Genomic DNA, 23406 nt, shown 5'->3' with positions numbered 1-23406 from the left:
TCTTGCTACATCAAAAAAACGGCTTCAAGGAGCCGTTTTTATAGTATATTTCTTCAGATAGAAGGTTATTGGATTCCAATGTTTCAACTTCATTTTATCAATTTTTTAATCCAGCTCAAAATTAATCTAATTTCTCGACAAATAGGGTTACAGATGAATTGGCTGCAGGTACAGATCCGCTGGCTGCTATACTGCCGTTAACATTAGCAGTTACCCTGTACACTTCTTTAGTATTATGCAGCACAATAATGGCATAGCCTATATCTCTGTTATTGGGATTAATATCTCTTGTAGCATTTCCTACTTCACCGTTAAAATTATACCAGGTTCCGGACTGAGAAGCTTGTCTTCCCCACTCTTCCAGCGACACACCTCCACTGCCGGCTTTATGATATAATATAGTAACATGATTAGGAACCGATAGATTATATTCTATATTAGCCGCGGAAGTGGTTGTCCCGTTAAACCTCATACTTATTGTTCCTATAGTGACCACAGAATTTGCAGGGGTATTGCTGTCTATAGGGGTAACTGTTTTTCGTACATAGGTTAAAGTTTTAATATTAACCGCTAAAGAAGCACCTAAAAAGGACAATTCCCATAAAGGTCCGGCCGCATTGGATAAATTATTTTTTACCACGTGGACATAAGCTCCGGGAGGAATGGTATAGGAAGATACCAGACCAGCTGCGGTCACTCTGATGAGCTGGGTTCCTCCAAACCCGGTAAGCGTGACATCCTGAGTGGAATTATTTCTAATTTGGTAGATCCTTCCGGAAAAAGAATTGGCTGCAGTACCGTCCGGTAGGGTAACGGTTAGCGCTGTTGATCCTGTTGCGGTTACGTATTGATCATTAATAGTTAAAGTCGTATTAGCCGTAATTTCTTTGTAAGCCCCTTCATAGGAACCTTCAACAACTAAAGTACTATTCGGGTTTACAGTGTTAATACCTACCTGCGAATTAAGCTTAGTGCTAAAGAACATTAGCACGATTAGAAACAAAATTTTTTTCATTTTTTATTTAAAGTTACAAAAAAACTGATATTTAATATAATATTCATTAAAAATTACATTCTTGTAATTAATTATCACTAAAAAACAAAATAAATTGAATATATACTAAATAATAAATATATTAATGTGTTTTTTAATAATTGAAGTAAAATTTAATAGTTCAAACCTGAAATGACATATTATTTTCACCCATAAAATATATTATTTTTGTTTTATACTCGTTTTTTATGGAGTCTGAAATGGCATCTGAACTCTTCATCAATCAACGTTAATCATTTACTTTATTTTTACTCAAACATTCGCCAGCCACTTCTGAGCTTCCAGCTTTTTGATCATAAAAACTGCTTAATTGAAGAAAACAGCAAGCATCAAGTAAAGCTTACTCATATACAGTAAGCTATACCTGTTTCTCTGCTAAGACCGGGATTCTATTTCTCTAAAAACGCCAATGCCTTTGCCACAAAAGCCTCATGATTCTGAAAGAAAGAAGTAATACTCTTTAATTCAGTCAGTGCATTGGCATCGGGTTGTGCCGAGCTTAAAACCGCGGTAAACGGTGAATTGGAGGTGGCATCACTTAGTGGAAGATCTCTGTCTGTGGTATAAAGCTGACTTCTTGCATAGGATGCTTTTCCGGCGGCAATGCTTTGGGCAGATCCCGTAAATCCGAACTTCAGGAAAGAATCTTCAGCGCTTAATCCGGCTGTTCCGGCAATAATATCGGGCAAGCTGGATAGCTGGGGCAACCAGACATTTTGAAAGCTGAAACCTAAAGTGATACTTAATTTTCCTTTACCATATCTCCTCTAAGCAGACTTTAGTGCACGCAAAGTTTTCAATGCTTTTTCAGCATCATCTTCAGATACAAAAATATGGTCATGAAAATAGGCAGCAATTACGTTACAGCTGCTATTCGCCTGTTTCAGTGCGTTGGCAAAAGCAGCTGTTAGACCCGCTGCTTCCAGTGAAGAATGAATGTTCAGGGTAATCCAGGAAGAAATATAAGTGTAATCAAGGTTCCATTCCTCCGCTGTATTTTTTTCGGGACTATGGTAACCGCTTCAGTTTCCCGGAAGAAAAACAGAATCTTAACCAAACCCGGAACCCGGCTCAGTTTTTCAATGGTACAAAAGACATATTCTCCGGGATTCAATACGGGTTCCATATCCTGAAGCAGCACGGCTAAGTCTTTTTCTCCTGACATGTTTTGGTATAAAACTAGGTGATAGATCACAGGATCTATTTATCATTTGATAAAAAATGAAATTTTCTTATACCTGTACCTACTGAAAGGGAAAAATCAAAATAATTATTTTCTTAAGATGAAGGTTTTGAATCACTAATACTTTGAAAGCAGAGCAAAAATGCGATAACATTTACAATTGATGATCAATATAAAAGGAGGCTCCTGCCTCCTTTTTTTGTATTAAATAACTTGAAAATACCTATTTGCCTTTTTTATATTATGTTTGTGTTTTTTGGGTAATAAGCTTGTCAAGAAGCCTATAGGTGTAGGGTTATTTATACTCTGACATTTAATTTCATCATTTGCTTTTTTTATAACTATAGTTTATCATTTGCATAGTTATATTCATTTACCGTTCTGTATAATCAAAAGCATTCTGATTAACCATTGGGTAAATTTTATAGTGCAAAGTAACAACATTAATCAATTAAATCTCTTATAATCCCCATCGATAGGCATCGAATACAATATCGATATTTATCGATATGTCAATTTTAATAGGAAAAAGCCAGAAAAGAGCTTTTCGAAATTCTAAATTTTGTGGTGCGTTTTGATCAAATCAATCAATTCCACAAGATTTTCAATTTTCAATTTTTCAAAGATATTTTTTTTAATCGTACTGACTGTATTTTGCTTGATATCCAGCTGATTGGAAATCTCCAGATTCCCCAATCCCTCTGCATACATTTCGGCAATCTGTAATTCTCTTTTCGTCAAACGGCTAAGCGGATTGATTAAGTCCGGGTTAAAAACAAACTGTACCAATAAATTCCGGGAAACAGCAGAAAAGTATTCCCCTTTCTTTATAAATTCTAAGACCGCTTCTCTCACTTCTTCCTCTTCACTCAGTTTACTAAGGTAGCCGTTTGCTCCTGCTTTAATAAATTTGAGTGCATGAAGATCCTCTTCAAGTCCTGTAAAAATCAAAATTTTAATATCAGGATTCACACTTTTCATTTGAGATAAAATATGAAGACTGTTCCCATCTGGAAAATGAGCATCTATGATGGCCATCGCTATTTCTTTGGATTCCACCAGCTCTACCAACTGCTTTAAAGATGAAGAATGATAGATGATAGCATTGGGAACAATATCACTGATGATAATCTCCATCCCCTGTCTTACAATACTATGGTCATCTGCTAAAAGAAATGTAATTTCTCTATTTTCAATTGGTGTTTCCATCATTATAACGATTTAAATTGATCCTGAATGTTATTTTTGTTCCTTTATATAATTTACTTGAAGCCGATATTTCACCGTCAAAAAGCTCTACAATTTCCTTCACTAAGCTCAGTCCCAGGCCAGCCCCAAGATTGTCAATTTCATCAGAAACCACGCCCTGGTAATAGGGTTCGAATATTTTTTTTACATCAGATTCTGATATTCCGATACCTGTATCCGTTACCGTTGTGATCAGCGAAATTTTGTTCTGATCTATAGGTTCGGTGATCATGGTAAGGTCTATCTGACCGTTTTCTGTAAATTTGTTGGCATTTCCGAGAATATTCATAAATACCTGATTGATCTTTATATTATCGGCACATACTACCAGTTCTTCAGGGATCATGTCTGTGACAACGAACTTATTATTCCGGGTTTCTATATAAGGAGTAATGACCTTTGCAATAGAATTAAGCTCATCTTTAAGATTAAAAACCGTATTGATCATTTTTTTCTCCGCTTCCTGATTCCTGGTGTATTCCAGGATCTGGTTAGACTGAATAAGCAAAGTACTGTTGGTAAACTTGATAGACTGAAGATAATCTTTTATGGTGTCATCTTTCGTCGTCCTGTGGATCTTGTCAATGAAAATATTGATAATTTTCAGCGGAGACCTCAGATCATGGCTCAGCATTCCTAATATCCTGTTTTTGAAATTCAGGTTCCTTTTAATTTCTTCATTCGCTGCATTAAGTTTCTTTTCGTAAATAAAGGCAACTCTTGTAAAATACATAATCAGAATGGATACGATAAACATCAGGATCATCAATCCAAGCACAAGATATGTTCTGATCCTGTTATTATCTGAACTTTGCTTATTATATTCTTTTTCTAATTCCGATTTAAAGTCTTTAATGGCATTTTCATAAACTTCGATCAGTCCGTTGCTGTATACCAAAAGCTTGCTGAAGTTACTGTAAAACTGCAGATTATTCCTTTGCTTTTGGGCAGCATACAGCTGAACTTTTTTCACCTCAGCCGCATAATGCTTGTCCATAGACTTCATCGCATTATTCATCTTAGATTTTACCTGAGAGAGGTCAATGGTCTTATTATTGGTTAAAGTAACAACGGTACTTTCTTTCTGAACATTCACTTTCCCCGTTATGGCATCTTTTAAACGCCCCATAAAACCTTTCTTTTTGATCGTATCCGCATACGTACGGGTCTGGATATTAAAATCCTCAAAGTCATTCTTATACTTTTCCGGCTCATATTCCTTTTCCTGGGCCTTCGTGGGCGGATTCAGCGAGGTCTGATATGCAGAATCGATCAAGGTCTTTAGCTTGGTCACTTTCAGGGTATCACTTTTGTGCTGCACCAGGCTATTTTTCAGTCTGGGACTTGTCTTTTCGTATTCACCGATCTTGTCAAAATTATTCTTAAGCTTTCTCAATGACTGGAAATAGAGCTGCAGATCCTTATCATCCTGGCTGATCATATATTTTTGAAGGTAGCCCTGCGCATCCATAAAATCTTTGCGGGAATTTTCCGTTAAACCTCCCAGCGCCCGGCTTTCTTCCAGCTGAGTCTTAATAAAATTCAGCTTCTTTTCATTGACAAACTCGGTATAAAAAAATATTGCTATAATGACCTGTATCAATAAAATACACAGGATCAGTGAATAATGAACAACTTTTCTCAATTTAAAATTTAAGAATTTATATTTCATATGTACTTATCGCCTATTTAATTTCGCGATTCCTATAAGTTCGTTTGGGATCTGTTTTCAAACAATACATTAGAGCCTCCAAAAGCTTCATAACTGCTGTATATCATTTGACTCACAAAGTTAAAGTAATTTTTTTCTTCTTAATAATATTGAATATCAGATCATAAACGGAGAATTTAATTCTTCCTTATACCAAAATACGGATAAAATTTTAAGATTTCATTAACATAAATCTCTTTTTTAAATAAGATGTAAAAAGTTAACGGTTCAATACCTTGTAATTATTTTTACATTCACATACAACATCCCTGTTCCAGCCTTTTTAGCCTTACCCTATTCCCGGGCTCTCATGAGCATCAGAATTTATGTTATCACGGAAGTAATTTTCAAAATAACAATCGGTCTTATCATACTCAGCCATTGATTATACAATCTATAAGCCAACTTCAGAAATTTAAAATACGGGAATCTCATGGCATCTGTTGTAATGACCGGACAGATGATCCGCCTGGAAAGCCGGATTATTAGTGAAAGATGTAGCCATACATGAAAAACGGATAGCAGATGAGCGCATTCCCATCGAGAAGCTTATCCTGATCAGCAAGATTGGGTGAAAGGGATTTTCTGTAGAAAAATGATTCAGGAACATTCAGGGCTGGATTGTCCCTTCCGGCTCAGCCCTGATTATTATTTGGAATGGCAGACCTTACCTCATTCAGAATAAGGAATAATATAAATACAGCTCGGGGGGCTTTGTATGATGACGTGTTCAAGTCCTTATTTCCAGTGCACCATATCATACGGATAATAGGGATTGTCTTTAAAACTGTTATCATTCAATCCCATCCTTTTCACTACCGCTCCCACTTCCCAGGCCCAATATCCACTATACCCCCAGTCTCTTAAATGAGAGTTATACCATGCATCTTCCTGATGCAGGTTATACCAGTCTTCTAAATATTTCTTTACTGCCTCTTCAGCTTCTTTGGTGGAAAGGCTTGTAATATTCTCCAGTAATATAAAGGGAGGATAATCATTAGTGCTGGTACTGTCATTTGTAGCTTCCATTATAAAGTAAAGAAGCGGTATCGGTTTAAATTCAGAAGCTGTACTTTCCTTTTGCCAAACACTGATAAAGTTTTGTATTTCTGATTTATATTCCTGCTGTTTTTTAAGAAGGACCAGCAAGGAGCAGCATTTAAGAAAAAGGGAATTATCAGTAAATTCCTTGGGATCCGCTTGAAATAAAAAGCCTAATGCCTCATCTAAAACAGGAGATAAGACTTCTATTTTTTCACCTTTAGAATAGATATTCTGGATTTTTTGAAGTCTAATATTACAAGCTTCAATGTAGTGATGATTCTCTAATTTCCCATTTTTTTCTTTATAGACCTGAAAATCTTCTTCATCATCTTTCATCCACAGATCAATCCTCTCAATTTCCTTATTGAAGTAATTTATATCTTTATATTGTGCTCTTATTTTTTGTGAGGAACCGCTGTTTTCCTTATCCTCTCCGAATATCTTGTTGAAAAATCCCATAATTATATTTTGTTTCCACTAAATTAAGTTAAAATAACCAATCTACGATCTTAGATCCGGCCCCACTTCCTACCAGCCCGCCAACAATCCCTCCCACTACTCCTCCTACAACGGTTCCTATCCCCGGGCATATCGCAGTTCCTATAACCGCCCCGATTTCGGCACCCGCCCATCCTCCGGCTAATCCTCCGACAGCAGATCCTGTAGCCTGCTGGGTTTTGTCTCCAAACTCTCCTTCTTCCTCATAGGCGGAATAAATACTTGCAGCATCCAAAGCTACTCCTACTACAATTGCTCCCCGCCCTAATACCTTTCCCGTCGTTTTAAGAGCAGGGCTGGATTCTACCACCTGTGTAGCCTTCCATAAGGCATCATTGGCTTTCGTTGCTCCTTTGCTTCCTTGTACGGCAGCCGAAAATTTTGAATCTGCCAATGCCTTTACCGGTTTAGAATTACGAAGTGCTGACTGAGTTTTTTGTATAAACTGACTGGCTTTTGAGGTCGGTTTCATTTCCATCTCCGTAATGGCTCCTGCACCTTTTCTATAGGCATCATCATTCACAGGAATATTCCGCATATTTCCATCTGTATCCACGTGGGTAACAGCTCGTTGTAATGAGACGTTATTATTCGCTCTTCTCATTTGTCTGGCGTCTTCGGCACTTGTAATCGCTCCGTTGTCGATATGATCATTAGTCCATTTTACATCCAGCTCCCTATTTCCACTTCCTTTATTGGTTTTAAGTTTTGCCTGGTCATACTTCGCATCGGTTTCTTTAAACACACCGCCCTTTTCATAAGCACCATCAATACCTGATGCTGTGGGTTTGTCAATATCCATATTGGGTGCTTCCTTCCGGATATCGCGCCACCCCTGCTCTCTATGGTACACCTGGTCTTTCATTTCACCATAGTTTCCTTTTCTATGCTGAGATCCGGAATCAACAGTTATTGACATTTTCCCTTTTTCAATGTCATAGATCACGCCTCTCTGGTTATAATCCAGGACTCCGTTATAATTCATCCATTGCCCTGCCATAGCCACACCGCCATATGAAAACCAGAACCCTGAACTGGATGAGGGAGCATTGAAGTCTACAGCTATCTTCCCCCCTTGCTGGCAAAGCAAATGGGCATCTTCAAAGACCAGCTTATACCCGTTCACTTTTACCCCTTCATTACATTTATCCCAATAAATGGGTGCAAATTTGCATGGTCCTCCTATAACAGAGCACACTCCCAACGGTTGAATATTCTCTCCGGGAATCATGTCCATTTCATTGGCCAGAAATTCTCCGTATATCTTGGAATTATTGTGATGGGTAACTTTAAGCTGTACCGGTACGGAGCCTTTATCACAGGTAAGCCAGCTGTTATCCGGTATATATTTCTTAGCCATGGCCTAGTCTTTTATTGTATTTTCCAAAGCAGGTAAGACAAAAGAAAAATGATTATCCGGAGATATATTTTTCAATGACCTTGCTACGGTATAACTGTAAATGGGAGATTCTATAAAAGATAGATAGGTCTCCGCTTCCTGAAGAACATCATGGATATCAAACACATAGGACTCTTCATAATCAAAGGAATAATCAATTTTCAGATCATATTGATTGACCAGTTCCTTTACATTTCTGGTGTAGCTCTTCCGGTCAAATTTTTCTGGATCAACCTCTCCTGTAACCTTTACCAGTTTGGCATTTGTATCAGGAATTGCAGTTGCTTCCCATTCTTTTTTGATGAATAAGTCTACTCCCAGAATTAACGTGTCAAATACCTGATTTTCCTTTACAGGCATAGAATAATCTTTATAATAGCCGGCAAAGAACAGCTGATGAAACCCGCTATTATTTAACTGTCTTACCAACCTACCTTTATCATTAATAAAACGACGGATCTGCTCGGCAGTCTGCTTCACCAGTTCTTTATCCTCATAACTTTTGCTAAGCTTTCTTTCCAGTTCTGCCCATTTTTCTTCCCAATGAGGAATCACCACATCAATACATTTCCCTTCTTGATCAGGCAAAGCAAGGATTTCGTTTAAGAGTGAATTGATAAGACTGGTAAAGCTAAAAAAATCAGGGTGAGAGTTGTCAAAGGAAATATTCTTCACCTTCATTTTCACCACAGGATCTTTATTGGCGTTTAACAGGTAACTGAATTCCACTTCGACATCTTCGATCATTTTAACGGTATAGGTTCCCAATTGTATCTGCATCGCGGTGGAAATCTGATACAACTGAGGAGATGTTACAGGGATATGTAAAACGATATTTTCCATTATGACTGATTTATTTCTACTTCATTTCCTGAGATAAGTACCATATCACCTCCGGAAACATTTACTTTGGTCGCTCCGTCTATACCCACTTCGGCGGCACCGCTTTTTATCGTTACGGGCCCCGTAGAGGCAATTGTTTCTACTTTTCCATCGCTTACCGTAGTGATTATTCCTTCAGGGGAAATGGTAATCGAATTATTTCCCACCTTAAATACAATACTTGTTTTTCCTTCCAGAATAATATTTCCTCCTGCATCCATTTGCAGTAATGATTGGGGCGGAGCGCCTTTTTCTCCTCCCACATTGATCGAGCTGCTGCTTCCCGCATTGATCGTACTTGCTGCCCCTGCATTGACCATATGATTGCTTCCCGCATTCGTTGTGTGATTCACATTAGCATTGGCAGTTGCATTCCCGGCACCATCGAAGAACATACTGGCACCTCCCTGATCCTTCAGATTCATGGAACCGGCACCATTATCGTATTTCAGTTCCGCACCGCTTCTTCCGCTGAAGCTCATAATATTATTTCCTGAGCCGCCACCTGAGCCAATACCTCCATGATACATTCCGCCCATCACAAATGGTCTGTCGGGATGAAGATGTACAAAATTTACAATCACCTGGTCCCCAACCTCAGGAACGGACATAAAGCCCCGGTTTTTGCCGACTTTTTCACTGCTTCCCGCATCGGGAGACATCACCCGGATAAATTCTGTGGTATCCTGCCCGTTCTGCCAGTCAAGCTGAACCTGAACACGCCCCTGATTAAGCGGATCCGTATTGGAAATAACATTTCCAAACTGCGGTTCTGCAATGGGAACCGCAAATTCCGGTCTAGGAATAAAGCCTGTGTCTGAAGCAATTGCATCAAAAGAGCCCTCATAATATCCTCTGGCATCCACTTCATGAATCACTTCTATGAGCATTAATTTGGTAAAATAAGAGGTATCATTGCTGTCTTTTTTTCGCATTTCAACATCTACAATACAGCCGGGATATAGGAAAGGAACAGTGGTACACCCCGACGTAACAAATACTTCGGAAGCTTTACTTCCGGCAGTTCCCTTTTGAGAAGCATCGATATCCATAAAGGAGGATGCCTTTATTGGAGCTATCCGCAGCGAAGGAGTTGAAAAGGTTTTTTCCGATATCTCATAGGCACGCTGTGCAATATCAGAAGTATGATTGATCTTTGAGCTTCCTCCTGTAAATTTCTCATTCTTACTGCTGCTGTAGCCGTAAAAAGTAGGATTGACATGTTGGGCTCTCATTTTTATTGCAACATCGCTGAGATTGCTGCCATAGGTAAGTTTGACCGGTTGTTCCTGAGGGGGTAGCTGCCCGAAATGCAGTACCTCTCCATCATAGAAAAACTGCTCACCATAAGCTTCTGCCAGCCTTGCAAGATAATTGTAATGGGTTTCTTCATATTGGGAGCTGTACGGAATATTTCCATGGCGGGCATCTACCCGAAAATCGAATTTCCCATGTCCAAGCCCTTCTTTTATAACATGATGGGCAATACTGTTCAGACTGATGGGCTGTGCACCGCCAAAACTTTGGATATGGGGCGCGGCATCCAGTAAAACAGTCGGGCTGGAGCCCTTCAAAACAAGATTTCCAAGGCTTCCTTTTTCCTGGCTGAAACCTACTTCTGTAATGACTCCCACAAAATTTCTTTCAGGCCCCTCCTCTACATCTTTGTATTTGAAAACCACAGTTATCCTTTTACCCAGAAATTTCTGGGCTTCTTCAAGATTATGGTTTTCTATTCCTCCGAGTGTATCATGAGCAAGTATCAGATTAAATTCATGGTGCCTCACCGCACTCTGGCTAAGCTTAAAATGCTTAAAAAACCTGATCGCTTCTCCCTCAACAAAAATGTCAAGCCGTACCACTCTGTTGATTCCAGCAATCACATTTTCCGGGATTGCCTTTGCATTAAAGATCTTTGAGGTAGGCTGTTTAGACCATACTTTATCCTGAATAGTGGCAGGGTCATTAGGGATGATGGGCTGATTCATAATTTTCTTTCTGCCATCTGCTATATTCTCAGGCAGTGATATCGCTTTTCCAGGATCGGTATCGTGGATATCTTTCTGGATTTTATTTACCATATCTGCCTTATTTGAATCTATTCTCTGCTTGGGAAAATTTTTTCCTTCTTTAAACATGACAACGTTTTTTGTATTGATTTTAATTGGAAATTATACCTTTTATTAAGGCAAGATTTTCAACCTGCGAAGACAGCCGGTAATGATGCATTTAATTTTGCAAAATTGACTTCAACTGCTCCCAGGTAAGTTTTCTAAAGAGTCAATATGGATTAAAAAATCTTCTCTATGAGCTTATCAGTAAAAGCTTTAGGGCTAGGTTTCTTTTCATACTTTTTTTTCTTGATTTGGTAATGCAATATATTATCTAAAAAAATCACCAACAAATGAATTGGGACTTATTTCAAAAATTGTAGTAATTCTACGACAGGAATTTTACTTCTGATGTCATTCCGGAAATAAATACCTATCGATTCAGAATGTTACGATAAGATCCTTTTCAGATTTTCAGAGATAGTCCCTTCGTGCAGGATTATATTTTTACAACTTATTTACATACGCTGTATTATATTCTAATTTCATATCATTACCATTAGTATTTTCTATTTTTCATTGAGAATCTTAATAGGATATTTTCCTAACTTTTCAGTTTGAAACAAAGCAAAGCATACAAAAATACTTGCAGATCATTCATTGAATAAAGACGTTTGAAACTAATGAAATGATCCAGATTCCAGCTTTCATCTCAAGTATTTAAAAGCAAATAACAGCAAAAAAGCTTCATCATCTTATGACAAATAAAGATTTTAATTCTCAGAAAGGCTTTACGTTCAGCAAACATGTCCCAGAAGAATTATCAAATTTTGACCGGGTCTTTGATATTTTCAAAGATTTACTTACCCATACTTCCGGAGATATTGAGGAAGCCTTCGAATGGCTCGACATGCTTGATAAGGAATATGACATTTTTAATGATGAATATTCTATTCAGGATTTTGAAGAAGATTTAAAAAAACGGGGATATATTAAGGAAGAAGATCCTGAAACCGGCGATTCAGGAAAAGGCAAAGGAAAAAATATACTCACGCCTAAGCTAGAGGCTGCCCTCCGCGAATATGCCTTAGACCAGATTTTTGGGAAACTGCAGAAAAGCGGTGCTGGAAATCACCGTACCCCGAAAACAGGGATCGGAGATGAACGGGACGGCGAAAACCGTTCTTTTCAATATGGAGATGACCTCTCTGCCGTGAATATGACTGAAAGTTTAAAAAATGCTCAGATCAATAATGGAATTTCAGACCTGCGTCTGACAGAAGATGATCTCATCGTGGAGGAAACCAAGCATAAGGCACAGATGAGCACCGTTCTTATGATCGATATCAGCCACTCCATGATCTTATATGGTGAAGACCGCATCACGCCTGCGAAAAAAGTGGCTATGGCCCTGGTGGAACTGATTAAAAGAAAATATCCCAAAGATTCTATAGATATTATTGTTTTTGGAAATGAAGCCTGGCCTATTAAAATCAAAGACCTTCCCTACTTAAAAGTGGGTCCTTATCATACCAATACAGTGGCAGGATTAGAACTGGCGATGGATATTCTCCGCAGAAAAAGAAATACCAACAAGCAGATTTTTATGATCACTGATGGAAAGCCGAGCTGTATCCAGCTTCCCACCGGAGAATTTTATACAAACAGCTATGGGTTGGATGAAATGATCGTCACCCAATGTCTCAACAGAGCTGCACAGGCAAGAAAACTGAAAATTCCTATTACCACTTTTATGATTGCCCAGGATCCTTACCTGCGTCAGTTTGTGAAGGCATTTACCGCTCAAAATAACGGGAAGGCCTTCTTAACAGGGCTATCAGGTTTAGGACAAATGATTTTTGAAGATTACGAAAGAAACAGAATAAAGAGAATATAAAAGAAATGAAAAAAGAGATCACATTCAAAGAATTAAAAGATTCAGGATATATTGATAAAACGATTAATGAAGAAATCCAGGCTAACTTAATTTCAAAAATTAAAGCTAAAGAACCTGTATTTGAAGGACTTTGGGGCTATGAAGACACCGTAATTCCCCAGCTGAAAAAGGCCATTCTTGCCGGCCACCACATCAATCTGCTGGGATTACGCGGACAGGCAAAAACAAGGATTGCCAGAAGTATGGTGAGCCTGCTTGATGAATATCTGCCTATCGTAAAAGGATCTGAAATTAATGACAGTCCTTTTCATCCTATCTCAAAGTTTGCCAGAGATCTGATTGCAGAACTGGGTGATGAAACTCCAATTTCCTGGGTACACCGTTCCAACCGTTTCTTTGAAAAGCTGGCGACTCCTGACGTGAATGTCGCCGATTTAATCGGGGATATTGATCCCATCAAAGCGGCTACTTTAAAACTGCCTTATTCGGATGAGCGGGTATTGCATTACGGAATGATTCCGCGTGCCAACCGATCGATATTTGTTCTCAACGAACTCCCGGATTTACAGGCCCGGATCCAGGTTTCTTTATTCAATATTTTACAGGAAGGCGATATTCAGATTCGTGGATTTCAGTTGAGAATGCCTCTTGACATTCAGTTCGTTTTTACGGCCAATCCGGAAGATTATACCAACCGTGGAAGTATTGTAACGCCTTTGAAAGACAGAATCGGATCCCAGATTTTCACCCATTATCCCAAAACCATTGCACTTGCCAGACAGATCACCGAGCAGGAAGCGATGATTTCATCTGAGGATCAATCACAGATACAAATTCCCGGTCTGGCAAAAGACCTCCTGGAGGAAGTTGCCTTTGCCGCCCGTGACAGCGAATATGTGGATGCCAAAAGCGGCGTCAGTGCACGTCTTACCATCAGCGCTATGGAAAATCTATTCGCAGCAGCCAAATTGCGCCTGATCGAATCGGGAGCTGAAAAAACGACAGTCCGCCTGCTTGATTTTATGTCGATTATTCCCTCTATCACTGGAAAAATTGAACTCGTCTATGAAGGAGAACAGGAAGGAGCGGATTATGTAGCCAAAATATTAATTGACAAAGCTGTCATGGCCCAGTTTGAACAGATATTCCCCCGTATTCCCAAGCTGGAAAAAGAGGGAATCAAAACTCCTTATACCGAATTAATCAGATGGTTCAACAAAAATCATCTGGAACTCAATTACAATGATACTGATGAGGAATTCTATGCTAAACTCAACAGTATCGCCCCTTTGGTAACTGTAGTTGAGGAAAATGCTTCAGAATTAAGCACGGAAGACCTGAATTTCTGCAAAGAACTGGTTTTATGGGCACTAACCATCAGCAGTAAAATCGATAAATCCGAAAACCGGTCTGCCTTTACCTTTGATTCCATAGGGATTGGCCAGTTTTTACGAAATTAGAGAGGTTCCATATAAAAACTTGGAATCTATTGATCACCTTTACCCGATCGATAAAAAATCAGCCCGTTGTTTTAGCAACGGGCTGAACTTTTTTCTGTAGGAGTTTGAATATACTTACTCCGCTATTTTTTACTTTAGATTTCTGGATTTTAATTCTTCTTCCAGGGCCTTATTGTTTTTTTCCATCTGCCAGCCATAAAAAGGGCAAAAAGCAATGGAAGAAATGTGAAAAGCCCAAGACCATGCTTTACCGTACTGTAAACGGCAATACCAATCAGTGCTCCCAAAATCGCAGCATTCATTATTTCGCCAGACTTGATCTTTTTCTTTTTCTCTAATAATTCCTGGTCGGTTAATTCAGTTAACTCTTTTTCCATGGTTAGTTTAAATTTTTTGGTTATTATTTTTAGTTTTTTTGTCGTGAAATTTCTGCCCGCCTCTATTGTGCCGAGATTGTATGGGGCGTTTTCTGCTGCCAGCCAAATTACAAAAAAAGCCGGAACAAAGAATATTGACTTTCTTTAATATTACAGAATCGCTTTACATACATCTGATGGCTAAAAGAAGTGACCCAGCATAAAGAAATATCTGATGCATTAAGCCGAATGCCTGCCGGAACAAAAGTTCAAAGTTCTTCTAACAGACCCGGTTTGGAAAAATCGTTTGAGTGGGAATCAATGTATGCTCATTAACCGTTAAGGTGTACTCTTAAAATGACATATTGCTGCCTTTCATGTATTAAGATATCTTGTCCTATTAAAAGTACTGGAAATAAAATAGATGATTTAACAATATGCTGTTGTAAACACAGTGACATAAAGATTTTTTTATTCATAGTAAAAAGCTGTCTCAAAAGTGCGGTTCCGAACGAAATATAATATGGTAAAGAATCTTAAATGTTTGATTTCCGGAGATTCTTTTCAGGTTCAGAATGACAAGGTCTAGTTTTGAGACAGCCTCTTATTATTGTTTTTATGAAATACGGTCAGCACAGAGGCTAACCTATTCCTATTAACTTTGTAAAATCCGTACAATAAACAAAACGAATACTACAATCCAGATCATCATCAATATAGCTCCACCGATAAAAAGTATGGGGTCTCCCGTAAAGTATGCTGACCAGTTTAAAAATCTCTCAAAAAAACGCTTCTTCATATATAATCTTGTAATGGTGTTTAAACTGTAATATTATTCCAACAGCGATCATCAAAATTGGCAAATCTGAATGATACAGATTATGACTGTAGTCAGAAAGGCTGTTTTATAGTAATCTTAATCAGCTGCAGCTGCAGTTCCACTTTTACAACCTTCTTTAGGGGATCAAAAAAATCTTCAGACAAAATCTGAAGGTTTTTTGAGTACTCTTTTTTATTTAGATAAAGAATAATAATTTTAAAATACTGAATATGAAAAAGTTATTATTACCTTTAACTTTGTTTACAATTCTGACAAATGCACAAACACAACAGGATTATTACAATCAGTCACCTTCAGCAATAGACCCCGTAATTGGAATGAAAGAGACTCAAAATGAGAGTGTGAGGGCTGTTGATGAGATTTTGAAAAACATAAACCCAGTAAAGGACAAAAATTAGAAAAAATCTTTGGAAAAGGTTGAAAATCTTGAAGTAGCAAAGTTTGAAGATATTTACCAGAGTACACCACTTCCTGAAAATAGAAACTATAGTCAGTCTGGAAACGTACAAGCCAATACTCAAAATAGTGATGTTGACCCGTTCAGTTCACCAGAGGATAAATCACCTTCGTTTCAAGGTGAAAGGGTTAATGTTGATGAACATTACACCCAGCAACCAGATGGAAGCTGTATTAAAAAAGATACTGGTTACCAAAAGCCCAGCAATGACGGTAGTAATAATACAATTTTAATTGTGGTTATCTTGATTGTTGGTGCTGGAATCATAGGTGCATTAGTTACAAATAGCCAGAAAAATACAAATAATAGTCATGACAGGGAATAGATTTCATAATAAGCTTAATAATTGGCTATTTCCAATAGATGAGAACGAAAGGGATATTATTACTGTTCCCCGTTATAACTATATTAACTCTGTGCCTTTTCAAAAGGTTGTATTAGATTTTCTGGCTTGGAACGGGATTGATAAAAAAGGGAATGTAACAAGTAACAGAGTTTATCCAACTCGTATTGAAATTCTGGAAACCCGAACAGCACTTGTAAAATGTGGTTTTTCTACTGGTAAATATATTGAAAAACTTGTAGTTTTTGTGTTTCTGGAAACGAAGAAAGAAATACCTGATTTGAATCCAGTATTGTTTGCTCATTTTTTTGAAGAAAAGTACAATAATTCTAAACTTGTCAAATTTACCACGTTAGAGGCTCAAAAATCGAACAAAACCACAAGAACATTATGTTTTTAATCGAAATTCAGGGCTTTTTAGAGGTTGGGGATTTAAGAACCAGAATCGAGTGCAATCATACTGAAACTCCAAACTTAGGAAACTGCTTTAAAATGGAGGAATTTATAACTCCTTTTGTAAAAATGGGTTTAAACTGTGATGAAACTGGACTGTTCAGTATAAACTATTTTATCAATCCTCACTTTAAAGAACTTATAGGTGAATCTTTGGGAGATACTGTGGAAAAAAGATTTGAAAAGCTGACTAACGGAGAAATCAAAGATTCTGTAAAAATGATTCCTTTGAATCGTAGGTATGACAAGTACTTTAAAGAGATTCAGACTTTTCCAAACTATAAAGTCAGTGTAACCGAGCAAAATTCTTTATAAATCGAAAGACAGGCATAGACCTTATACGAGGTTTAATATATAGAAATTCCCTCCAATTTTTGAGAGGGAATTTTCTTATACGTTTGCCTTGTAATAACACGAATAGGTTCTTTTCCATATTAAACATATGATTATCAAATGTTTATCAAAAACAAATGGCAGACTCAAGAAAAAAACAATTTTATTAAAAATTATATGTGATATTCAATAGAAAATACCTTGGAATTATCTGAGCATTGGTAGTGTTAATTGAGTAATCATTTATGTCAATCTCGGTGATGTTTCTTTTGTTGAGTAAGTTTTTTGCAAAAAAGGAAAGTTCCCAGCTCCTATTAACTGTATATTTTATTGTACTATCAATAAAAATATAATTTGTTTTCTTATCAATATTCGGAAGGAAATAATCCATTCCAGAAATAAGAGACACTTTCCTGAAAGGTTTTGCTATAATTTTAAAACTGTTATTAAATGATTTCAAAATATTCTTTTCACCCTCCTCAACTTTAATAGTATTGATATTGTAGGTGAATTTATTTTCAAAGTTTATTTTTAAGTCAAAAACTGTTCTCCATGAAAAATCGTTAGTTATTGAATTACTGTTTATTTTTCTAATCTGGGAACTGTTAACAATGTTTTCATAATTTGAAAATGACACATTAGAACCCAATTTAATTACACTATCTAAAAAAGAAAAATATTTGTCATAAGAAAAATCCAGTCCATAAATGTTTCTTGTATTAGGAGAATAAAAATACTTATAGCTTGTTAGATAAGGAGCAATATTTATTTCTGAAAAATAATTGCCTTTATCGTTAGTATAATATACTCCTAAATTAAAATTTAATTGCTTATATAAATCATTTATTACATAACTTAATCTACTATTAAATGTTTTTTGAATTTCTAAAGATGTTACGTTACTAATAACGTTTCTGTTACTTATAAATACAGGATTCATGATTAACTTATCCTCTGAAAATGGTTTTTGACTATAACTAACTATCCCATTAATTAAAGAAGTATCATTAATTTTATATTTTAAGTATAATTTTGGTTCGAATAAAAGCTTATTTTTTTCAATATTCGTAGCCTCTATGTTTTGTTTTTGGTAAACAAGATTATAGGAAGGCTGAATATAGAATTTTGAAAAGTTATAATTAATCTGTCCTGAGAAATAGTATGAGCTTCTATTATTAGTAAATTGGTTTAAATAAGTATTTTCAAAAGACTTTATATTTGTACCTTCAATTCTTGAATTATACTTGTTAGATTCGTTAATACTTCCTATAGAGAAAAGATATTTCACATTTTTATGCTTCCCTAAAAATAAGAGTTGAAAATCTAAGATGCTTTTTTTAAAGTTACTAAACTGTGTTTTAAATTGCTCATCATCAGTAATACTAAAATCTGGAAAAGAAGTTATGCTTTGAGGAAGATTATTCCATGAATAGTTTGTATTAAATTGAAGTGCAGATTTTTCATTCAATTTATATGTAAATTGAAGGGTTTGTTTAAAAAAGTTATTCTTTGTTAATAAATCTGTTTCATAATTTTTAACTCCATTCTGAACAATGGAACTGTATTGCTTAGTATTTTCATTGTATGCAGCTAGCTTATATTCTAAAAGAGATTTTTTTGAAGTATTAGTTTTGCTATCTATTTCTACCCTGTATAATTCAGGTGTTTTTCTTGTATTATAGCTGTCTGAAAGAGTAAGATTCTCACCCAAAATTATGTTTTCATTATAAACATCTTGAATAAGTTTATCTTTTAGATAGGAAATGTTAACTCTTGTGCTATTTTTTTTAACTGCTTTAAAAATTAAATTATAACTACTAAAAAAAGCATTGTTTCTATTAGCCCTATTATCATCTAAAAAGCTTCCGAAAGAATTATCAGGAATTACCTTATTAGCAGAGTAATTAGAATCTTTTTGTTGGTCAATAGAAAGACCGTTGGAGAAATAGTCATAGGGAGATTGATTAACCCCTATATTATTATATGAGAAATTTAGAAAGGATTTATAATTTTTTGCAACTTGCAATAAATTTGCATTGATGGCTTGCATTTGTTTAGAATCAGCATTGAAACCACTTGCCCAATCAATATTTCCAGAAAAATCTATTTTCCCTTTTTTGATTTTTAAGTTTAGAGCAACTTTATCCGATGATTCAATACCTTTTAATAGTGGATTGTCCGAATAATTTTCAATAGCTTCAACTTTTTCAACAATGTCTACATTGATATTTTTTGTACCAATAGTATAATTAGTGCCAAACAAATCATCTCCTTCAAGCTTAACAGCTTCTACAGGTTTTCCTTTATACTTTATTTCTCCTGTTTTATCATTTACAGTTATTCCTGGCATTTTTCTTAGAACATCCTGTATCTTTCTATCAGAGGGGTCTTTGTACCGTGAAACATCATATACTACAGTATCTTCTTTTACCTCAAAAGCATCTTTTTTTTGCTTAATAATAACTTCTTGTATTTCTCTTACTTTTTCTTTCTTCAATGTAAAATCCAAAGATATTTTTTCATTCTTATCGGTTACTTGTACTTCTTTTACTACAGTCTCATAATTTGTAGCATTTACAACAACAAATATTTTTTGATAAGCTTTTTTGAGGCTGATGGAATAGATTCCATTCTTAGCTAAAGTAAATTCACTTATTTTTTCTGTATTGGCACTTTCTTTAATGATGACATTGGCAAAAGGGATTCTACCTCCTGTTTCAGAAACAATACTCCCTGTCAAGGTTTGGGAAAAAGCAAAAAATGGGAATAGAAAAAAAACAAGGAACATAGTATATGCTCCCTTTAAATTATATTTTTCTAAAAATTGAAATTTCATTTTCTATTTAATCTCTGAAAATCCTAAATCTTCTATTGTATCACCCATTTTAATTGAACCTCCATTTCCATCTTCACTATCAGCACTCCATTTTTTAATGAGTTTTTTTTAAATAGTTTTTGTACTCAGTTTTATAACCTTCCCATGTAATGAATTTCTCTTTTTCAAAAGCATTTTTAACTTCTGTATTTTGCTCGGTAATTTTATATTCCTTTAATTCAAATACATATAAATTATCTGAAGTTTTAGCATACACCACAACACCTGGCAAACCGTAAAACTTCCAAGGAGCAACATTGAAGGGAATACTTGTGTCAAAATATACAGTCCATTTTTTTCCATGAAAATCAGAAGTTGCAACATTACACTTTTTTCCATTATAGTTGACTGTTTCCTCTGAAATTTTCCAGTTAAATTGGTCAAGATTTTCTTTGATATAGCATGCTTTTGTTAAATAAAAATTTCTTGAATATAAGCTGTTATTTTGTTCATCTTTATAATATTCAGGACTAGAGGCTGGTGTAATGTTTTTGTAATCATCTGAAACATTTTCAATAGTTACACCATCTTTAGTAACTTTCTCTATATTTGGGTCTGTCAATGACTCAAGCTTTGTTTCTACAAACCAAGTTTTATTTTGAGAATTAACTAAATTATTATAGGTTTGAGATGGAACAGCAGAATTAAATTTAAATATATATATCCCTGTAAAAGTCTGAGCTCTTAGAATACAAGTCAGAAATATAAGTAATAAAACAAGCTTTCTATTTATCATTTGGTTAAAATATTAAAAAAACAAGTTGTTCATTGAAGTGTAAATAACTTGTTTGATTTTGATATAAATTAATTTAAAAGGTTAAATTATTTATTAAGCATTAGTATTCATTGCCATGTCTAAAACTTTGCTCATTAATTTTTTTGTACAATTGGTAGCAGCTGTTTCACAACTTGTAAAAATACTTCCAGCAGTAGATGTTATTGTTAGTGTGTTCATTCCAATTTGAACTTGTGTTGAACAAGATACAGTGCAAACTGTTTTAGTTTCAGCTTTTTTTGTCAAATTCTTTTTTACAGAAGGGTCTGTGCCTTTTGAACCATTTGCAGCACTTACCATTCCTGCTGCTAAAAACATTGTTGTTAAAATAATCTTTCTCATATCATGTTAAAATTAAAGTTCATATCCTGTTGGTTCCATACCTAAAGTAGCCTTCATTTTTGAACTACACTTTTGCTGAGCTGTTGCACAACTTGTAAAAATGTTTCCAGCAGTCATAGTATAAGTGATACTTGCTCCGGTACTTGGGTTGGTTACTGTTGCACTACAGCTAACGGTGCATGTACCTTTACTTTCTTTTTCTTTAAATTCTCATCTTTCTTGGATGGTTTGCTATTTCCTGCGAATACTAATCCTGTACCCAATATCATAAATAAGGAGGCAATAATTGTTTTTCTCATAAGTGAATTTTTTAAAATCTTCTTTCAAATATAAATAATAATTCATTGATGAAAGAAAAAAAATATTATGTTAATTCGTTGATTAAAAGCAGTTTGAGTGATTTTAATACATGTGAGTAAATTTTTTAATGATATTTCTAATAAAGATGAAATGTTTCAACAGTATCGGGTCGTCTGTAGAATTAAAATAATTTTTATTAGTCTACTCTACTATATTTTGAGAATGTTGGTTTTATCCAGAATGTGAAGACCCATTTTAACTGTTGAACCTGCTTTTTATATATGCTTCAAGCTACTATATAAATAACAACCCCGTCCCTTCGTTTTAATTTTGGTAATGCCGCCTCTCTTTAAAATCAGGCTTTTTTTATTTATTTAAAAAAGATAAATTATTTTTAGTTTCGATATTTTTCAGGAGATATAGCTTTAGTTTGCACCTCCAAATATTTGTAAAACATGGAACAGAAAGTAAAAATCATTATTTTTACTTGTTAAGAAATGTGGGTAAAATGTGGAACAAAAAAGTCTAATAAAAACAAAAACCTACTGGTTTTCAGTAGGTTGTGATTAGTATTCGCGGAGAGTGAGGGATTCGAACCCCCGGACCTGTTACAGTCAACAGTTTTCAAGACTGCCGCAATCGACCACTCTGCCAACTCTCCCTAAACTCCGGCTATACCGTTGTTTTCAGTGGTGCAAATATAGAACGATTTTTAATTTCTGCAAAACTTTTGCAACACAAATTTTAACAAAACTTAATAATGAACTAAAAATCAGGTTGATTATTTTTATCGGATTTAGCATCTCCCCCTATTTCCTCACTTCATCCAAAGGAATACAGTATATTTGCAGGGTTCATCCATTGATGAAACACAACTAAAAACCATAACTCTATTTTCAGATGTTTACTCAATCATTTATTAAAAAGTCGGTGCTTACCGCCTCAGTACTTCTATATTCTTCCATTACATTTGCACAGAAAGCACCCCTGAACATACTGCCGTCCGGCCACCTTATTGTACAGGCCGAAGTGGAAGGTAAAAAAGGAAATTTCATTTTTGACACGGGAGGCGGAATCAATCTGTTTTTAGGAAGCTTTTCCAAAAACCTAGGACAGAAAGAATCCTATAATTTCCTGACTGCTTTTCGTGCAACCGGTGAAAAAATGACCGTTCCGATATTCAGATCAAAAGAGATTATTTTTAATGGTAAAAAGTTTAAAAATACATGGTATGCCACCCATGATACAGAGATCAAGGGAATTGACGGATTAATTTCCCTGCCAATGCTTTATGATACCGAATTCATCATCGATTACGCCAACAGGGAAATTGTATTTCCAAAAGAAAAACTAAGTAGCAGTAAGGTGCTGGATATCCAGCTGTCTACCAATGCAGACCAGTCTATGGACATTACTACATACGTGTTGTTGAACAATACCTATAAGATCAATGTGCTTTTGGATTCCGGAGCCGGCAATGATTCTTTCTGGCTAAGCGAACGCCTTATAAATACATTAAATATCAAAAAAGAAGATCTTCAGCCTGTTGAAAAGAAAAGTGAATTTGATCCTGCAGTCATCACTAAGTTTTATAAAGGGAATATCACCTCTCTTTCTAATCCGTTTGCAAAAGTGGAGAAACCCAATGTCTTTTTTGTTGAGGGATTGATCTACGAAGGAAAGACAAGTATTAACTGGCTTGGTAAAAAACTGGGATTCAATCTTAAAGAAAAGAAAATATATATTTTAGATTAAAACTCCAACTGTAAAAATAAAAACAGCTTCCGTTCGGAAGCTGTTTTTATTTTATTATTGCTAAACCTTTTACCTACTTCCATAGCCCCTTGAACTACTTTCATAAGGGTCGGGAGCCTCAGCGGTTCAGGAACGGCCTACAGGGACCT

At 35.8% G+C, this 23406-nt stretch carries 22 protein-coding genes and 1 tRNA gene; 7 read left to right on the top strand and 16 right to left on the bottom strand.

The features are described 5' to 3' along the window. Positions 1-121 precede the first annotated feature (121 nt). From MUW56_RS19055 to MUW56_RS19010, 10 genes are all read right to left on the bottom strand, one after another. Positions 122-1015: a hypothetical protein gene (locus MUW56_RS19055; RefSeq protein WP_292014676.1), complete on the bottom strand. Its 894-nt coding sequence runs from the start codon at positions 1013-1015 to the stop codon at positions 122-124. Between the two features lie 428 nt (positions 1016-1443). Beyond that, positions 1444-1761 carry a hypothetical protein gene (locus tag MUW56_RS19050; RefSeq protein WP_292014675.1) on the bottom strand — a complete coding sequence of 106 codons (318 nt, stop codon included), beginning with the start codon at positions 1759-1761 and terminating at the stop codon, positions 1444-1446. A gap of 60 nt (positions 1762-1821) precedes the next feature. Continuing rightward, positions 1822-1980, bottom strand: coding sequence for an ACT domain-containing protein (locus tag MUW56_RS19045; protein ID WP_292015445.1), 159 nt, complete (start codon positions 1978-1980; stop codon positions 1822-1824). A gap of 14 nt (positions 1981-1994) precedes the next feature. Next, positions 1995-2219, bottom strand: coding sequence for an ACT domain-containing protein (locus MUW56_RS19040; RefSeq protein WP_292014674.1), 225 nt, complete (start codon positions 2217-2219; stop codon positions 1995-1997). Positions 2220-2792: 573 nt separating this feature from the next. Further along, entirely contained in the window at positions 2793-3449 is a 657-nt protein-coding gene (locus MUW56_RS19035) for a response regulator transcription factor (protein ID WP_292014673.1), read from the bottom strand. Next, positions 3430-5130 carry a HAMP domain-containing sensor histidine kinase gene (locus MUW56_RS19030; protein ID WP_292014672.1) on the bottom strand — a complete coding sequence of 567 codons (1701 nt, stop codon included), beginning with the start codon at positions 5128-5130 and terminating at the stop codon, positions 3430-3432. The genes MUW56_RS19035 and MUW56_RS19030 overlap by 20 nt, the downstream gene beginning before the upstream one ends. A gap of 804 nt (positions 5131-5934) precedes the next feature. Beyond that, positions 5935-6699 (bottom strand): PoNe immunity protein domain-containing protein, encoded by a 765-nt coding sequence (locus tag MUW56_RS19025; RefSeq protein ID WP_292014671.1) that lies wholly within the window; start codon positions 6697-6699, stop codon positions 5935-5937. Between the two features lie 28 nt (positions 6700-6727). Beyond that, entirely contained in the window at positions 6728-8098 is a 1371-nt protein-coding gene (locus tag MUW56_RS19020; RefSeq protein ID WP_292014670.1) for a PAAR-like protein, read from the bottom strand. Between the two features lie 3 nt (positions 8099-8101). After that, on the bottom strand, positions 8102-8980 hold the full coding sequence (locus MUW56_RS19015) for a hypothetical protein (protein WP_292014669.1): 879 nt from the start codon (positions 8978-8980) through the stop codon (positions 8102-8104). Further along, positions 8980-11157, bottom strand: a complete 2178-nt coding sequence (locus tag MUW56_RS19010; protein ID WP_292014668.1) for a phage baseplate assembly protein V — start codon at positions 11155-11157, stop codon at positions 8980-8982. Before MUW56_RS19010 ends, MUW56_RS19015 begins: the two co-directional genes overlap by 1 nt. 670 nt (positions 11158-11827) lie before the next feature. Between MUW56_RS19010 and MUW56_RS19005 the strand changes: the two genes are divergently transcribed. Continuing rightward, on the top strand, positions 11828-12967 hold the full coding sequence (locus MUW56_RS19005; RefSeq protein WP_292014667.1) for a VWA domain-containing protein: 1140 nt from the start codon (positions 11828-11830) through the stop codon (positions 12965-12967). 5 nt (positions 12968-12972) lie between these two features. After that, positions 12973-14427, top strand: coding sequence for a sigma 54-interacting transcriptional regulator (locus MUW56_RS19000; RefSeq protein ID WP_292014666.1), 1455 nt, complete (start codon positions 12973-12975; stop codon positions 14425-14427). A 149-nt stretch (positions 14428-14576) separates the two neighbouring features. Here the strand turns inward: MUW56_RS19000 and MUW56_RS18995 are convergent, their stop codons facing one another. Continuing rightward, entirely contained in the window at positions 14577-14804 is a 228-nt protein-coding gene (locus tag MUW56_RS18995; RefSeq protein ID WP_292014665.1) for a hypothetical protein, read from the bottom strand. 1029 nt (positions 14805-15833) lie between these two features. Between MUW56_RS18995 and MUW56_RS18990 the strand changes: the two genes are divergently transcribed. Genes MUW56_RS18990 through MUW56_RS18975 form a run of 4 tightly spaced genes read left to right on the top strand, consistent with a single transcriptional unit; the run spans position 15834 to position 17192 of the window. Beyond that, positions 15834-16022, top strand: a complete 189-nt coding sequence (locus MUW56_RS18990) for a hypothetical protein (protein WP_292014664.1) — start codon at positions 15834-15836, stop codon at positions 16020-16022. A 9-nt stretch (positions 16023-16031) separates the two neighbouring features. Beyond that, positions 16032-16406 (top strand): hypothetical protein, encoded by a 375-nt coding sequence (locus tag MUW56_RS18985; protein WP_292014663.1) that lies wholly within the window; start codon positions 16032-16034, stop codon positions 16404-16406. Further along, positions 16393-16824 (top strand): hypothetical protein, encoded by a 432-nt coding sequence (locus MUW56_RS18980; protein WP_292014662.1) that lies wholly within the window; start codon positions 16393-16395, stop codon positions 16822-16824. Before MUW56_RS18985 ends, MUW56_RS18980 begins: the two co-directional genes overlap by 14 nt. After that, positions 16815-17192, top strand: coding sequence for a hypothetical protein (locus MUW56_RS18975; protein WP_292014661.1), 378 nt, complete (start codon positions 16815-16817; stop codon positions 17190-17192). The genes MUW56_RS18980 and MUW56_RS18975 overlap by 10 nt, the downstream gene beginning before the upstream one ends. Before the next feature lie 184 nt (positions 17193-17376). Here the strand turns inward: MUW56_RS18975 and MUW56_RS18970 are convergent, their stop codons facing one another. The 5 genes from MUW56_RS18970 to MUW56_RS18950 form a co-directional block, all read right to left on the bottom strand. Then, positions 17377-20046: a hypothetical protein gene (locus tag MUW56_RS18970; protein ID WP_292014660.1), complete on the bottom strand. Its 2670-nt coding sequence runs from the start codon at positions 20044-20046 to the stop codon at positions 17377-17379. 94 nt (positions 20047-20140) lie between these two features. After that, a complete protein-coding gene (locus MUW56_RS18965; protein WP_292014659.1) occupies positions 20141-20821 on the bottom strand; it encodes a GLPGLI family protein in 681 nt (226 codons plus the stop codon). 93 nt (positions 20822-20914) lie between these two features. After that, complete coding sequence (locus tag MUW56_RS18960) at positions 20915-21202, bottom strand: hypothetical protein (RefSeq protein WP_292014658.1); 288 nt, start codon at positions 21200-21202, stop codon at positions 20915-20917. A 152-nt stretch (positions 21203-21354) separates the two neighbouring features. Continuing rightward, positions 21355-21501, bottom strand: coding sequence for a hypothetical protein (locus MUW56_RS18955; RefSeq protein WP_292014657.1), 147 nt, complete (start codon positions 21499-21501; stop codon positions 21355-21357). Positions 21502-22078: 577 nt separating this feature from the next. Continuing rightward, a tRNA-Ser gene (locus MUW56_RS18950) sits at positions 22079-22163 on the bottom strand. A 239-nt stretch (positions 22164-22402) separates the two neighbouring features. On the opposite strand from MUW56_RS18950, the gene MUW56_RS18945 reads away from it, so the two are divergent. Then, positions 22403-23257 carry a hypothetical protein gene (locus MUW56_RS18945; RefSeq protein WP_292014656.1) on the top strand — a complete coding sequence of 285 codons (855 nt, stop codon included), beginning with the start codon at positions 22403-22405 and terminating at the stop codon, positions 23255-23257. The last annotated feature ends 149 nt before the right edge of the window (positions 23258-23406 follow it).

This window comes from Chryseobacterium sp., assembly GCF_022869225.1.
In the GTDB taxonomy this organism is placed as follows: Bacteria; Bacteroidota; Bacteroidia; order Flavobacteriales; family Weeksellaceae; genus Chryseobacterium.
The sequence above is the reverse complement of the archived record's forward strand: the minus strand, read 5'-3'. Positions and strand labels throughout refer to the sequence as shown.